The organism is Photobacterium halotolerans DSM 18316 (genome assembly GCF_000425165.1).
GTDB classification, from domain to species: domain Bacteria; phylum Pseudomonadota; class Gammaproteobacteria; order Enterobacterales; family Vibrionaceae; genus Photobacterium; species Photobacterium halotolerans.
On sequence record NZ_AULG01000027.1, the window covers coordinates 60567 to 75359 of the forward strand.

General features: G+C 51.2%; 13 protein-coding genes, 1 tRNA gene, 1 rRNA gene and 1 pseudogene. 10 read left to right on the forward strand and 6 right to left on the reverse strand.

Annotated features, from left to right (window positions below; genetic code table 11):
• Positions 1 to 32 precede the first annotated feature (32 nt).
• Positions 33 to 563, forward strand: a complete 531-nt coding sequence (gene ppa, locus H511_RS0107880; protein WP_027251823.1) for an inorganic diphosphatase — start codon at positions 33 to 35, stop codon at positions 561 to 563.
• A 64-nt stretch (positions 564 to 627) separates the two neighbouring features.
• Here ppa and H511_RS0107885 read toward each other — a convergent pair whose 3' ends face one another.
• Genes H511_RS0107885 through tamA form a run of 3 tightly spaced genes read right to left on the reverse strand, consistent with a single transcriptional unit; the run spans position 628 to position 6496 of the window.
• Complete coding sequence (locus H511_RS0107885) at positions 628 to 987, reverse strand: gamma-glutamylcyclotransferase family protein (RefSeq protein ID WP_155804828.1); 360 nt, start codon at positions 985 to 987, stop codon at positions 628 to 630.
• A gap of 17 nt (positions 988 to 1004) precedes the next feature.
• Positions 1005 to 4778: an autotransporter assembly complex protein TamB gene (gene tamB / locus H511_RS0107890; RefSeq protein ID WP_027251825.1), complete on the reverse strand. Its 3774-nt coding sequence runs from the start codon at positions 4776 to 4778 to the stop codon at positions 1005 to 1007.
• Entirely contained in the window at positions 4775 to 6496 is a 1722-nt protein-coding gene (gene tamA / locus H511_RS0107895; protein WP_027251826.1) for an autotransporter assembly complex protein TamA, read from the reverse strand. The genes tamB and tamA overlap by 4 nt, the downstream gene beginning before the upstream one ends.
• Before the next feature lie 208 nt (positions 6497 to 6704).
• On the opposite strand from tamA, the gene msrA reads away from it, so the two are divergent.
• A complete protein-coding gene (gene msrA, locus H511_RS0107900) occupies positions 6705 to 7337 on the forward strand; it encodes a peptide-methionine (S)-S-oxide reductase MsrA (RefSeq protein WP_027251827.1) in 633 nt (210 codons plus the stop codon).
• A gap of 32 nt (positions 7338 to 7369) precedes the next feature.
• Here msrA and H511_RS0107905 read toward each other — a convergent pair whose 3' ends face one another.
• Positions 7370 to 7585, reverse strand: a complete 216-nt coding sequence (locus H511_RS0107905; protein ID WP_027251828.1) for a DUF1107 domain-containing protein — start codon at positions 7583 to 7585, stop codon at positions 7370 to 7372.
• Between the two features lie 311 nt (positions 7586 to 7896).
• Here H511_RS0107905 and H511_RS0107910 point away from each other — a divergent pair, with 311 nt between their 5' ends.
• From H511_RS0107910 to H511_RS24335, 8 genes and pseudogenes are all read left to right on the forward strand, one after another.
• Positions 7897 to 8454 (forward strand): YtfJ family protein, encoded by a 558-nt coding sequence (locus H511_RS0107910; protein ID WP_155804829.1) that lies wholly within the window; start codon positions 7897 to 7899, stop codon positions 8452 to 8454.
• Between the two features lie 69 nt (positions 8455 to 8523).
• Positions 8524 to 8832 (forward strand): hypothetical protein, encoded by a 309-nt coding sequence (locus H511_RS0107915; RefSeq protein ID WP_027251830.1) that lies wholly within the window; start codon positions 8524 to 8526, stop codon positions 8830 to 8832.
• A gap of 38 nt (positions 8833 to 8870) precedes the next feature.
• Positions 8871 to 9461 carry a zinc uptake protein ZrgA gene (gene zrgA, locus H511_RS0107920; protein ID WP_027251831.1) on the forward strand — a complete coding sequence of 197 codons (591 nt, stop codon included), beginning with the start codon at positions 8871 to 8873 and terminating at the stop codon, positions 9459 to 9461.
• A gap of 50 nt (positions 9462 to 9511) precedes the next feature.
• A complete protein-coding gene (locus tag H511_RS0107925) occupies positions 9512 to 10204 on the forward strand; it encodes an ABC transporter ATP-binding protein (protein WP_027251832.1) in 693 nt (230 codons plus the stop codon).
• Positions 10205 to 10209: 5 nt separating this feature from the next.
• Positions 10210 to 11460: an ABC transporter permease gene (locus tag H511_RS0107930; protein WP_036759180.1), complete on the forward strand. Its 1251-nt coding sequence runs from the start codon at positions 10210 to 10212 to the stop codon at positions 11458 to 11460.
• A gap of 9 nt (positions 11461 to 11469) precedes the next feature.
• The gene (locus H511_RS0107935) at positions 11470 to 11958 is read left to right on the forward strand and encodes a DUF3299 domain-containing protein (RefSeq protein WP_027251834.1); all 489 of its coding nucleotides are present in this window, start codon (positions 11470 to 11472) and stop codon (positions 11956 to 11958) included.
• A gap of 258 nt (positions 11959 to 12216) precedes the next feature.
• Positions 12217 to 13104 carry a TIGR03899 family protein gene (locus H511_RS0107945; protein WP_036759167.1) on the forward strand — a complete coding sequence of 296 codons (888 nt, stop codon included), beginning with the start codon at positions 12217 to 12219 and terminating at the stop codon, positions 13102 to 13104.
• 133 nt (positions 13105 to 13237) lie between these two features.
• Positions 13238 to 14273, forward strand: a pseudogene (locus tag H511_RS24335) (IS630 family transposase).
• Between the two features lie 123 nt (positions 14274 to 14396).
• Here H511_RS24335 and H511_RS0107960 read toward each other — a convergent pair.
• Both H511_RS0107960 and rrf read right to left on the reverse strand, forming a co-directional pair.
• Positions 14397 to 14473: transfer RNA gene (locus H511_RS0107960), tRNA-Asp, on the reverse strand.
• A 161-nt stretch (positions 14474 to 14634) separates the two neighbouring features.
• Positions 14635 to 14750, reverse strand: a 5S ribosomal RNA gene (rrf, locus tag H511_RS0107965).
• Positions 14751 to 14793: the final 43 nt, after the last annotated feature.

Here is a 14793-nt window from a genome sequence, read left to right on the forward strand (position 1 = left end):
CAAAATCATCTGAAACTATAAAGGAATTCATCATGAGCCTGAACAACGTCCCTGCAGGTAAAGAACTGCCAGAAGATATCTACGTTGTCATCGAGATCCCGGCAAACGCTGATCCAATCAAATACGAAGTCGATAAAGACTCTGGCGCGGTATTCGTAGACCGTTTCATGTCTGCGCCTATGTTCTACCCATGCAACTATGGTTATGTAAACCACACTCTGTCTCTGGACGGTGACCCGGTTGACGTTCTGGTTCCGACACCATATCCGCTGCACCCAGGTGCCGTGATCCGCTGTCGTCCGGTTGGCGTTCTGAAGATGACAGATGAGTCAGGTGAAGATGCGAAAGTGGTTGCTGTACCGCACAGCAAGCTGACCAAAGAATACGATCACATCAAAGATGTGAACGATCTGCCAGAACTGCTGAAAGCGCAAATCACTCATTTCTTCGAGCGCTACAAAGAGCTGGAATCGGGCAAGTGGGTGAAAGTAGACGGCTGGGCTGACGTTGAAGCGGCTAAAGCTGAAATCCTGGAATCTTACAAACGCGCTCAGGAAAAATAATCTGGCGTTATTGTCATCCAGTAAAAAAACGCTCCCTAGGGAGCGTTTTTTGTGGGCGAAGCCATCACAGTGAAGACCGGCTCAGCCAGTCTCCCTGCGGGATCAGCAAGGCACGGTCAAGCGGTTGCAGGTAGAGATAGATCCAGGCCAGTCCGAAAGGTGTCGCCACTTGCTCGCGGCAGTATTCTTCTCCCAGTCCTTCCAGGATATCGAGTTCACGGAAAGTGTCGGCATCCACGTCATACACCTCACCAAACAGCACGCCCTCAGACCCTGGCTGTTGTATCGCGGCAGGGTAAGGTCCGAGATCATACATGGCGTAACCTGCCAGCCGGCACTCCCCCAGATAATGGGCCCGACACAACAGCCCATGATTGGACTGGCCGCGACGCAAACTGCCGTAAACAAAAACCCGTGTGTGCACAGCTAGCAACATCCTTATTAGTTAAACTCAAACTGATACAGTAAATCGACGGCACTGTCGAGACCCGATACTGCTTCAATATACAAATCCTGCAACAGTTTGTACCTGACAGTAAACTCGCCGATGGGGCTAAAAATACCCACGCCGTATTTGACCTGCAGCCCAGGGTAGACATAGCCACTGATAGTGACCTGAGAGTCATCGCCGGCTCCCGCCGTATCCAGCGCCAGATCCTGAATCCCGAATGCCTCGCCGACATTACCGACCAGCTGGCTGCTGCGTGACAGCCCCATGCTGATCAGCGCCGTGGTCATCGCACCGCCCCCTTCCGGCGATTCACTGTCGAGATCCCGGCCGCGTAACACGTATGACAGCGCATTCTGTTGCGGCATGGCCGGATCAGAGAAAATGTCCACCTTGGGCTCATCGGCCGGACCGGTTACCCGGATACCGGCTGTCACGTCGTCTTCAATGTTGTTCGGATTCCGAATCGCTTCCACCGACAGATAAGGCTGATCCGCGGGCCCATTGAAGGTAATCTGGCCTTTACGAATCACCAGTTCCTGGCCAAAGGCCCGGTATGTTCCGTCGTCGACCCGGATTTCGCCATAGACTAACGGGGCTTTGTCCTGCTGATTGACCTTGAGATTACCTGACAGCCCGGCATCCAAACCGAAGGCCGATAAACGCACATCCGGGCCAATCTTCACCATCACATTGGTTTTGATGGCAAAAGGTACCTTGTTGCCGGTATCCACCGGCTTGAGATCATCGCTCAGCAGGATTTCATCATCAGAAACCTGTACCGCAGATTCCGGCAGGCGGTCTACGGTGATCCTGCCCCATGGGATTGAGACTGTGCCGCTGATTTCAGCCACCTGAGGGGCTGCGCTGATCTTCAGGTTAGGCGACACTTTCATGGCAATCATAGGCGGTACGTTCACTTCAAGCTCACGCCCGTTCACCTTCAGATTGGTACTCCAGCTAGCCATATCGGCCCAGTTCGCATCACCTTGCAGCACCAGACGCCCATCCGGGGTATCCAGCTTGCCGCGCAGTATGGCGCTGTAGCCACTGAAAGTGGCGACGATCTCGCCCCGCTCAAGATCCAGCGGGACTTTTCTGCCGATCGCTTTCAGCTCGGTAACTTTGAATACACCGTTCACCTGGGGCTGCATGATCGGCCCGGTTAAATGCAGCTCCGTGTCCACCCGGCCTTTAAAAATATCGTAATCAGCGACCAGAGGTTGCAGAAAATCCAGCCGGAACGTATCCAGTTTCACTTTGGCATCTATCTGCTGTTCCCCTGATAACTGGGTAATTCGGGCGTTGCCTGACAAATCCCCGTTATCTTTCACGGCCACCAGCCAGTCTGCCGTAAGCACGTCATTGCGCATGTCAGCGTTGAGGGTAATTTTATCCCAGCCAAGCGCCAGCGGTGGCTGATCCGCCGCCGCCTGTTGTCTGAATCCGCCAGCAGGCAGGGTCACCTGAGCCTGCAACACAGGCGCTTGTTGCGGCGACCAGCCGGCGTTGACTGTGGCATTGGCTTCACCATCCAGTTTTATCTCTGGTGGCAGGAACGGCTGCAGAATGGAAAAACCCAGTTTATTAATCGCCAGGCTCGCCTGACCACTCGCCCCGGCATCCAACGGCTGAGTCAGACACACAGAGGCGTCTTGTTGCTGCCAGCAATGCGGTGCGACGGAGACACTCTGCTTACTCAAACTGTATGCCAGCGCCGTGGGCTGATTCAGCCGCCACGGGCCAACCGGGGTTTCGAGGTTGCCGCGTTGCAGCATCCCCTGCCACCCCAGCTGTCTGTCCAGGCTGCCTTGCAGCGCCAGGGCGGTACTGACGGGCTCACCACTCAGATCCACCTGCAGCGTGTGCCGGGCTTCGGTTCCCTGGAAAGTGATATCCAAGGCTTCCAGTTTGGCCGCATCCTGGTAGCTGCCTTCTCTGGCACTCAGCGTAATATCTGCCGTCAGCGCAGGAAGTGGCGTCACCCGGCCGGTCAGATTCACACTCTTGAGCTGTGCCAGATCCTGCCAGCCCAGTGCCTGTCCTGCTAAGTTCATATCGATTGTTGGCTCGGCCAGCGTGCCGCTTAATCGCAAATCGCCGTTTACCCTGCCGCGTAAACCGGGCACTGACTGCGCAAGATCGGGCGCATTGACCAATGCAGACAGATCCCAAGTTTGCTTCAGGCTCCCTTTTGCATTCAGCCCGTTCGGTCCGTGCTTCAGCACCAGACCTTGCGTCACCAGCTCCAGATCCCCTTTGCCGCTCACATCCTGGGCATCAAGCTGACCTGCCAGAGTGAAAGGCTGGCCGATCACTTCCCCATCCACATTCAGTTCGGGCAATTTAACAAACCAGCCACCTGTCGCGGTTAATCCGCCTGAGGTACTGAGCTTGCCGCTCAGCTTACCTTCCGCTTCGGGCCATTCCAGGCCAGGCTGAATATCGCTAAAGGCAAGGTTGCCCTGCCAGCTCACGGTTTTAGCCCAGCTCGCCTGAGCGTTGCCCGTGACCTGACCACCCAGGCTATTGACGGTCAGACTTTCCAGTACCACATCAGCCAGAGAGCCTGTTCCCTTCAGGCTGACATCGACGGCCGGCATCGGCTCGCCGTCCGCCTTGGTGGCGGCGTCAAAGGTAAAACGGTCTAAGTTCCCTTTGGCATTGATGGCCGTCTCTTTGGCAACAAAATCAGGCTTGTCATCAAGCGGCCACTGTAAGTGGCTGCTCACCACCTTGAGGTCAAAAGGCAGATCGGCATCCAGCGGAGACAGTTTCCCCGTCACCTTGGCATCCAGCTTTCCACTGAGTGCCACATCCAGCACCAATTGCTGTAATGACCCTGACGCCGACAGATTGATATGGTGCCCCTGCACCGGTTCCATCGCAATATCAGATTTGGCTCTCAATGTAAGTGGGTACTCACCACTTAACTCGACTTTCCCTTCGGCATCCAGTGTGGCTTGCGGCACATCAACGAACAGGCGGGTCAGTGTCACCGTGCTTTTTTCGGCTTCTGCGATCAACTCCAGTTGATTCACTTTCTGCGGCGTGGCACTTTCCAGCAAAAAGTCTTGCACGGTAAAGCGCTCCACAGTGACTTTCAGCGGCAGCACCACCTCAGGCAGCACTATGCGCTCACGCTTTTCCTGGCTATAAGCCTCAGCAACGTCTTCTGCCTGCTCTTCAGTCTGTTTCTGAATCTCTTTCTCAGCCGGCGGCGCCAGGTTCAGCACTATGCCTTCCCAGTCGGTAGGTTTCAGGGTCAAGTGGCTGCCCTGCATCTGGGCGGCTGAACTGAAACGCTGCCAGCGAACTTTATTACCCAGAATATTCAGGTCGATGTCATTCAGCGTCAAACGATCCAGCCGGACCGGGACAGGCAGCACGATTTCTGTCAGTGGCTCACCCGGCTCTTCTTCCTCCGGTGCGCCCGGCGGTAAATCGGGCATGGAGAACGTCAAACCACTCAGGCTCAGCTCTCGCACGCAAAGCGCCGGGATCGGCAGACAATCATCATTGATAGCCAGGGTGAGGCTGTCACTGTTAAGTTCCAGCAAATCGTCTTTGTAACGGACGCCACTGAGTGTGAATCCTTTCAGCAGGGCACCGGTGCTACTTTGCACTGATAATGCGGGTACGGCTTTCTGAGCCCCCCATAAGGCGATACTGACGCCGGCATGGGTATATAACAAGGCCCAAAGTGCCAGGGTTAACAGCAATACGAACGTCAGCAGGCCAATAGTCAATCTCTTCAACCAGATCATAATTCAGGCCCCAGCACGAAGTGTATTTGGAAACGATCATCAGGCTTATCCAGCCCCCAGGCGAAGTCGAGCCGTATCGGGCCAACCGGCGACGCCCAGCGTATGCCCACACCCGCCCCTGCCTGCCAGTCCGGGGTGTCTGTCCAGGACGAGCCGTAATCGTAGAACAGGGCTCCCCACCAGTTGCCTGTCAGCCGGTACTGGTATTCCAGCGTGGACGCCAGCATAAACTCACCACCAACCTGCTGGCCTTCGCTGTCACGAGGGGAAATGGACTCGTAGCTGTAACCACGCAAGCTGCTGTCCCCGCCAATGAAAAAACGCATGGAGGGCGGGATGTCTTCTATCTTTTCCGCCCAGATAGCTCCGGCGTCCAGGCGAGCCAGCCCCCGGTGATCGTCAGCAAAGGTGCGAATCCAGGCACTGCGTCCGCGCAGTTTTGCCAGACGGGTATCAGAACCCAGAGCGGGATCGGAATATTCCAGTTTCAGCAGTTGCTTGTCTCCCCAGGTTGGCCAGCTGCCACCGCGAAGCCGTGTGCGGTCAATACTGACCCCGGGAATCACCATAAAGGCGGAGCCTGTTTCAAAGGCACCCTGATTGTAGTCCTCATACAGCAGGCGCACAGAAGCCACCCCGTCCCAGACCTGATCAAAGTTCCAGTGACGTTCAACGCCAAGATGGTACTCGGTACTGATAGTGTCGTGGTTGTCCACGTAGCGAATCGCCCCGATTAGCTGGTAGTAATCATCCAGCACATTCTCGAGCGGAATTTTATACGTCGCTTCAACTTTCGGCTGCACCTTAGAGATCTCGGTGCGGACATCCAGGCTGTGGCCTTCACTGTTTATCCAGGGTTTACGCCAGTTGAATTTCAATCGCGTACCGACATCGGTCGAATAGCCGATACCAGTCTCGATTTTATTTCTCACTTCCGGCCTGAGGTTGACCTGAATAGGCACCACATCTCCCTCCAGATCGCTCACATCCCCGCCAACGAAAATGGAAGAGAACCAGCCCACGCTCGACAGACGCTGATTAAACTCCCCCACTTGCGAGACCAGATAATAATCACCTTCATCAAACGGGGCTAGCGAACGGACTTTTGCTTCATTGATCTGGCTGCCGGTGATGAGAATATCACCGTACTTGTAGCGTTTGCCGGAATCGAATTCGATATGAATAAAAGCCTGATTACGGCCTGGCGCCACTTCCAGCCGGCTGGTTTTCAGCTCGGCGTCGAAATAGCCTTTGCGCAGCGCCAGACTTTCCAGGCTGGATTTGAATGCATCGTACTTGCCGTGATTAAGGGTTCTGCCCAGTTCTAAATCGCTGTCGCGTTTAAGAACAAAGAAGTCCAGATCATCAGCGGCTTCGCCCTTGATCTGAATATCACTTCTGGCAATCTTGGTACTCGGGCCGGCATCAACCGTAATCGTCAGGGTGCTGTCTTCGCCGTCTTCTTCAACATTAAAAACGATATCAGGCTGGTAGCGCCCCAGGGCTTTGAGCGCGGTACGGATTTCTTTTTCAACCTGGCCTTTGAACCGCAAAGACGTGCTGTAATCTTCCTTCGGGATGGCAGCAATATAAATATCCACATTTTTCTTCAGGCTGCCTTTCAGCCCGACAATGTTAAGTTCTGTCTCTGCCAAAGCTGGCATGGTTACCACTAAAGCGACGGCTGCTAACAAACAGCGCCGAAACAAGGTTATCATTCTTATTTGTCTTCACTTATTAGAATGTTATTAGATTACGCGCATACTTTATTGTGACAAGACCTGAGCGAAGTGCCAACCTTTAACGCACTAAAGAAAATCATCGCGTTAAAGCCGGTCTGCGTATAAGCAGGATTACACACCTATTGATTGTCAGCCGTGAATCCTCTACTTTCTGGCTTATTAACAGTGCAATTAGGAAAACAGTGTGATGGATAAACAGCAGATAATCTCTCCGGAAGCAGCCCTGCCAGGCCGTTCAACGCCAGTGATCCCCTCTGAAACTCACGCCATTTTTGGCACCCGTATAGATGCTGCTGTACCTGAAGGTATGGAAGAAATCGTGCTGGGTATGGGATGTTTCTGGGGGGCGGAGCGCCTGTTCTGGAAACAGCCAGGCGTCATCAACACGGCGGTTGGCTACAGTGGCGGCTTCACCCCTAATCCGACCTACCAGGAAGTCTGTACCGGACAGACGGGTCATACGGAAGTGGTTCGCGTGATTTTCGATCCGGCACAAACCACGCTGGACAAACTGCTTGCTCAGTTTTGGGAAAGTCATGACCCAACACAGGGCATGCGTCAGGGTAATGACATTGGTACCCAGTATCGCTCTGTCATCTACACCACCAGCCAGAAGCAACAGGCTCAGGCAGCAAGCAGCAAGGAAAGATACCAGTCGGCACTGCAGGCAGAGCAGCGCGTTGCCGCTATCACCACTGAAATCTTACCAGCACCGGCTTTTTACTATGCGGAAGATTACCACCAGCAGTATCTGGAGAAAAATCCGCAGGGCTACTGTGGCCTGGGCGGAACCGGCGTTTGCATGCCTCCCCAGTAAATCTCTCAGCCAGCGTCAGGCCTGTCCTGGCGCTAGCTGCTATAACTGGCGGCAGCCAGCACCTGAATTTCTTTGTTCACTTCCGACAACACGCTCAATGCTTTTTTATTACGACTGGCAGGAGGGAGTAACCGTCCGCAGTCAAACTCGAAAGCCCCGATACCCACGATGAACAACCGGCCCCGAAAGTAACTTTTCACATAACGTGCAATCTGGTTTGGACGATATTGTTTAAATATTTTCAGCATAATATCCCTCAACACACAGAACCTGTGACCCTTAATAGACAAAAAAGTTGCCTCGTTTGTGTCAAAAATATGCAAAACGCCTGCCAGTTGTATTTTTTATTCTTAATACTGCACAACAGCCACGCCCAACTTTAGGACACGACGCTTCAACTTGCCCAGTTTCTTTGCCAGAGAGGCATTTCACTCCTCACATTTCTGGCAACAGAAAGGCGAAAACAGTGATACGCTTCAAGGATAACAAACTGGTTCTACCAGTTATTAAAAACTCAACTACTATAAGGCAGCACAACCATAAACAAGGAATAACATTCATGAACATGAAGTCACTGCTATCACTTTGCGCATTGTTACCCGCACTCACTTTACCGGCTCATGCCCATAATCTGACAGTCGGTCAGCCTTTACCCAGCACCAGCGTTGCTGATGAAGGAGAGCTGATCCTGCAAGGCGACGATGTTGTCTATCAGCCTTGGCAAACCAGCCAGCTGAGCGGTAAAGTCAGGGTGATTCAAGCCATTGCCGGACGAAGCTCAGCCAAAGAGCTCAATGCCCCTTTTATTGAAACCATCAAGTCCGCCAATCTGCCGCATGATAAGTACCAGACCACCACCATCATCAATCAGGATGATGCGATTTGGGGTACCGGCGGCTTTGTTAAATCCTCAGCAGAAGACAGCAAAAAAGAATTTGCCTGGTCATCTATTGTCCTTGATGCCAAAGGTCAGGTTCGTTCACGCTGGGAGCTGAAAGAGGAAAGCTCTGCCATTATCGTGCTGGATCCGACAGGTAAAGTGGTGTTTGTGAAAGAAGGCGAGTTAAGCCGCAGTGACATTGATCAGGCAATGTCAAAAATTCAGTCTTTGCTGTAATCTGCCTTCCGAGCGAGGGTGTAATAATATATCATTACACCCTCTTTTACGTATGGCAGGAGCAGGGAAGTGCATATCCGGGTCGATAAGTCATGGCATAACGGCATGTTGGCATTGGTCTTCGGCTTGTTCATTCTGGCCAGCCCCATCCAGATCCTGCACGATCTCAGCGCACTGAATCCTGCTGCCCACTCAGAACATTCATGCCCATACTGTCATGCATTGCCCGCAGGACTACCGACAGCCACTCATACCTTACTGCCCGATTCCGCGAACCACATACAGTACAGCATGATTAACCTCGGGTATGCCGACTGGCTGAACCTGTCTCCGACAGCCAGAGATCCCCCGTCAACCTCCAATAATCCGGCCATTTAGCCCTCAACATTTCTTCTTATTATTGATTGGAGTTTTACATGCATACTCATAAATTACGTGCCGCTTCCTGGCTGCTGGCGTCCACGGCTATCTGCTCTTCGCCTTCCTGGGCCAACACTCAGCATGAAGCACATGTGCACGGCCAGGTTGAACTGAACATTGCTCAGGATGGGAATGATCTCTTGCTGGAAATCACGGCACCGGCATCTGATGTTCTTGGTTTTGAACATGCGCCCAAGACAGAAGCTGAACAACAAGCCCTGAACACCGCGTTGCAGCAACTCAACCAAGCCGCCTCACTGTTTTCTCTGCCGGCGGAGGCCAGATGTTCACTGCAAGACAATCATGTCACACACACATTGCCGTCACATTCTGATGATGAACATGAAGATCATGACGAGCATGAGCATGAGCATGAGCATGAGCATGAGCATGAGGACCATCATGGCCACGCCGAATTCAGTGTCCAGTCTGTTTATCGCTGCGAGCAGATACAACAACTAGGACAGCTGACACTGAACTGGTTCTCATATTTTCCCGCCACTGAAAATATTCAGGTTCAGGCAATCAGCGATAAGGGGCAAACAGCCGCAACCCTGAAGGCTGCTCAACCTCTATTTCGTTTTTAAGTCAGTTTACCGCAAGGGGGTCAGCTGGCTCCCTTGCATCGGAGACAATCATGACTGTCATGTCTTTGGAAAAAATACGTTTTCGCTGGCCAGAGCAGGACACCGATATCCTTAACATTCCCGCTTTTTCTCTGGCTAAAGGGGAGAAAGTCTTTCTGAAAGGACCCAGTGGCAGCGGGAAGTCCACGCTGCTCAGTGTCATGGCGGGGATACACAAGCCACAGCAAGGTACCATTCACTTGCTGGATCAGCCTTTCAGCGAGCTGTCTTCTTCAAAAAGGGATCGTCAACGCGCTGATCATATTGGCTATATATTCCAGCAGTTTAATCTGCTTCCCTATTTATCCGTCCTGGACAATGTATTGCTGCCCTGTCATTTTTCAGCACGACGCAGGCAGGCGACTAAGCACCCGGCGCAGGAAGCACGCCGTTTGCTGCAAGCACTGCAATTACCCGCCGAGTGTCTGGCCCGTCCTGTCACACAGCTCAGTATCGGGCAGCAACAACGTGTTGCCGCCGCCCGTGCTTTGATTGGCAGGCCGGCCCTGCTTATTGCGGATGAACCGACATCGGCCCTGGATCATGAGAACCGTAACCACTTTATCCGCCTACTCATGGAAGAGTGCCGACAAGCCAATACCAGTCTGCTGTTTGTCAGTCACGATCCGACACTGACGACAGGTTTTGACCGCGTGCTGGATCTCACCGATATGAATAGGCACAAGCCGGAGGACAGATCTTGAAAACCATGGTACTCCTTGCATGGCAAAGCCTGCTTAATCGCAGAGCCACAGCATTACTGACTGTTCTCACCGTCGCCATTTCCACCACCTTGCTGCTCGGTGTAGAGAAAGTCCGCACTCAGACCAAAGCCAGTTTTGCACAAACCATTTCAGACACAGACCTGATTGTTGGTGCACGCTCAGGGCAGGTCAATCTGCTGCTCTATTCCATTTTTCGAATTGGTAATGCCACCAACAATATTGACTGGAAAACCTACCAGACGCTAAGCGAACAGAAAAATGTGAAATGGACAATCCCCATTTCACTGGGTGACTCCCATCAAGGCTTTCGTGTTATCGGCACCAATCAAGACTATTTCCGCCATTATCGGTATGGCAGCAAGCAGCCACTGTCTTTTAGTCAAGGTGAAATGTTCCACGGCCTGTTTGAGACAGTGATCGGGGCTGAGGTTGCGCGAAAACTGGGTTACCAACTCGGTGACAAGATAATCATTGCACATGGGATCAGTGATAAAGCCTTTACTCGACACGATAACCTGCCGTTCGTGGTGAGCGGTATACTGGCGCCAACCGGCACCCCGGTCGATCGCAGTGTGCATGTGTCGCTAGGTGCCATAGAAGCCATTCATGTGGGATGGGAGTCCGGGACCCGCCTGACGAATGCCTCCCAAGTCGAAGTGCTGGATCAACAACATTTCGAACCGAAACAAATCACTGCCGTTCTGGTGGGACTCAACTCGAAAATTCATACTTTCGCACTGCAGCGTTTCATCAATAATTTCCCAGATGAGCCCTTAAGCGCCATTATGCCAGGAGTCGCCCTTCACGAACTGTGGGGAATGATGGCTATTGCCGAACAGGCACTGATGGTTGTTTCTGTGTTCGTCGTCATAGCCGGGTTACTCGGCATGTTATCCAGCCTGCTGACCAGCCTGAATGAAAGACGACGCGAAATGGCTATTTTACGTGCGACAGGAGCAAGACCGGGCTGGATCGCAGGACTACTCTTTCTGGAAGCAACGGTACTGACATTAACAGGGATCACTGCCGGAATGGGGTTACTGTATAGCGGCCTGTGGCTCTGCCATGGCTGGTTGCTTGAAACCTTTGGCCTCTTTTTACCTTTCAGCCCACCGAGTATTTACGAGTGGATTCTGATGGGCTTTATTTTATCGGCAGGCATGTTCACCAGTCTGATTCCGGCCCTTCGCGCATATCATTTTTCATTAGCCGATGGCATGACCATTCGTATTTAAGGAGATCACATGAAATACTGGTTGCTTGCTTTATGCTGCTGGTTCCCTCTGACAGTGGCAGCCCAGGAACCACTCACGCTGGATTGGTTAGATTTAATTCCCGAGAAAGAAAGGAACCTGTTTAATCAGCAAGGCATGCCTGTTGCTAATCATGAAGGTGATCAAACGGCTATTCAGCAACATATAGGAACAGTTCGAACTGAACTGGACGGAAGCCTGGTAAAAATTCCTGGTTTTGTCATCCCCCTGGAAGGTGATGAAAACACCATTACCGAATTTTTACTCGTACCTTATTTTGGTGCCTGCATCCACGTACCGCCTCCACCGCCGAACCAAATCATCTATGTGAAGTTTCCTAAAGGCGCTCCCGTTCAGCAACTCTGGGATGTTGTATATGTTGTAGGAAAGTTAAATGTACAAGCCATAGAGCACGAGCTTGCTGATGCCGGTTACCTGCTCCACGGCTCACTGATTGAAGAATACGATGATGCCGGATAAATAGTCTTACTGCCTTTTGGCTTATCTTACACATGCGCAGCAAGGTAAGCCAAAATCACGACATACCCAAGCAGTAATAACACCTCTGTTAATCGCTTACTGAATTTTTTCGTCATCAGCCCCTCCTTGATAGCACAGCTTCATCACACCGGGCGACCCATAAATTTAACCATCTATTAACACAAAAGTCACGCCTCTTGCCAAAGATAACGATCAAATGTAAAAACTATAGGTATAACTGTTGAGAGTGAAACTTGTATGCAAACCGAAAGTCAGGCCAGTAATGAGCCAAGTCATGTAGTGCCGGTAACGGATAAGAAAAATCATTCAAAGAATGCAATAAAAAGTAGCCGCTTTCGGGTTCAATCCATTGCCCGTCATAACGACGTAAATGCTCAAATCGACGAAGATCACGATAAAACCCTGCAGGAACGCAGTGAAAATCGCCAACAAAATATACGACAACGCCAACAGCAGAATTTAGAGCGTATCTTCAAACTTTGTTATGACAGTTGCTCAGATGAAACTGCAGGAGAACCTGATCCTGACTGGATCCATCATTTCATTACCATAGCCCAGGATATTTACAGCCCCTCAATGCAAAAGCTATGGAGCCGTATCCTTCGTCAAGAGATTATTACCCCAGGATCTATTTCACTAAAAGCGATGATAACCTTCCAGCAGATGACGCAACGTGATGCTCAATTATTTCGGCGAGCTTGCTTGTTAGCCTGCCATTTCGGCCAAGATAGCAGCAAAAAGCTGCTAACCGGACTCAAATATCGTTCCGGTTTCCTTCTAAAGCAACCATCCATCGACAGGCTCAATCTGGGACACTACCAATTACCGTATTCACATTTGCTGGAACTGATGGGCCTGGGGCTGATATTAAACACTGAATTGGAGTCAGGCAAACTCCAGAATGGCACACCGCTGCCTTTTCATTATCAGGGGCATGATTATCAAATCCAGCCCGCAAAAAATGGCTTAAGCTTGCTATATTATCGCTTTTCTCCTGTCGGCCAGGAGATTGCTCAGCTACTTGGAAATCATCGCAATGAAGAATATAAAATTCATCTGACTGAGCTCCTCAATAAACACTTCATCGTTACAAGTGATGCGTCGATGCACCATACTGTAATCTGAGTATCTTTCTGATGGTACTGGCCCAGCCCCCTCGTAGTTAAGTAGACGGCTTCTTCTACGAGCAGTGGATTAATACCATTCTAAGTAAGAATATGATCTAATTGAGGCTTCTCTTTCAGGTGGTCAAATCGCTATGGATAGCCTCAATAACATTGACTTCAAAAAGCTGGCAAGCCAGCAAAAATCCATTCAAATGAAAATGAGATTACTCGCGCTTGTCCATTTTAAAGAGGGCCAGTCCCGCACTCAAATTGCCAAGTTTCTCAAAGTCAGCAGAACCAGTGTCAACAAATGGGTTCATACCTTTCTCGAAGAAGGCCTCGAAGGACTTCAGGAAAAACCAAGAACAGGTCGTCCTGCATTCTTAACCCCAGAGCAACAAGAACAGCTCCGCCAATATCTCGAAGATAAAGCTCATAACCCGCAAGGCGGCAGACTCACGGGTGCCGATATCCATGCATATATTGTCCAGCAGTTTGATAAACACTATCACCCTGATTCCATTTACTATTTGCTCGATCATATGGGATTTTCATGGATAACATCCCGCTCAAAACACCCTAAACAATGCCAAGCAACGCAAGAAGCTTTTAAAAAACGTCCTACTGGAAACGATCCGTAACATCCCGGGCCATATCAGCCTTGAACAGGTGGATGTCTGGTTCCAGGATGAAGCCAGATTTGGCCAGCAGAACACGACGACACGGCTTTGGGCACCGCGTGGAACACGGCCCAGAGCGGTTCGGCAACAACAGTTCGATTACGCCTACTTGTTTGGCTCCGTTTGCCCAAGCCGAGGAATCGGTGAAGCGATTGTTGTTCCTTAGGTCAATAAAGAAATCATGATCGAACACCTCAGGCAAATCTCAAGCGTGACAGAAAAAGACCGACATGCCGTCGTGATCATGGATGGTGCGGGATGGCATACTGATGACATCGCGAATCCATTTGAGAATATCAGCATCATCAAACTGCCTCCCTATTCTCCTGAGCTTAACCCGATAGAGCAGGTATGGAGTTGGTTAAGACAACGCTGTTTAGCCAATCAAAGTTTCAGAGATTATGACGATATTGTTGATAAGGTTTGCGCGGCATGGAACCAATTTCTGCAATGCACTCAGCGAGTCAAAAAAATGTGCTCGCGGCAATGGATTGACCTGACCAGTTAATTTTCCAGAATGGTATTAGAGCAGATCTTTAAGACGGTTGGTTTATATGGCGAGCAGTCGGAGATATTGCAAACGCCAGATAGCAAAAAACCCAGCCATTACTGACTGGGTTTCTCTAAGAAGTGGCGGAGCGGACGGGACTCGAACCCGCGACCCCCGGCGTGACAGGCCGGTATTCTAACCAACTGAACTACCGCTCCACTCAATTTTTCTGCCCAACAAAATCTTACGCTTACTGCTTTGTTTCGGTCATCTTGCGTGATGCGATGCAGATTTTGAACTGAGAAGCGCAGTGTGCATTAGCACATGAGCATCGCAAGTATCAAAATATGCGAGCTATCACCCAAGATGGGCAATGAAAGCCTGGCGATGTCCTACTCTCACATGGGGAGACCCCACACTACCATCGGCGCTGCTGCGTTTCACGTCTGAGTTCGGCATGGGATCAGGTGGGTCCGCAACGCTATGGTCGCCAAGCAAATTCTGGTTGAAAATATCCCGCTGGTTATAAAGCCCGCTA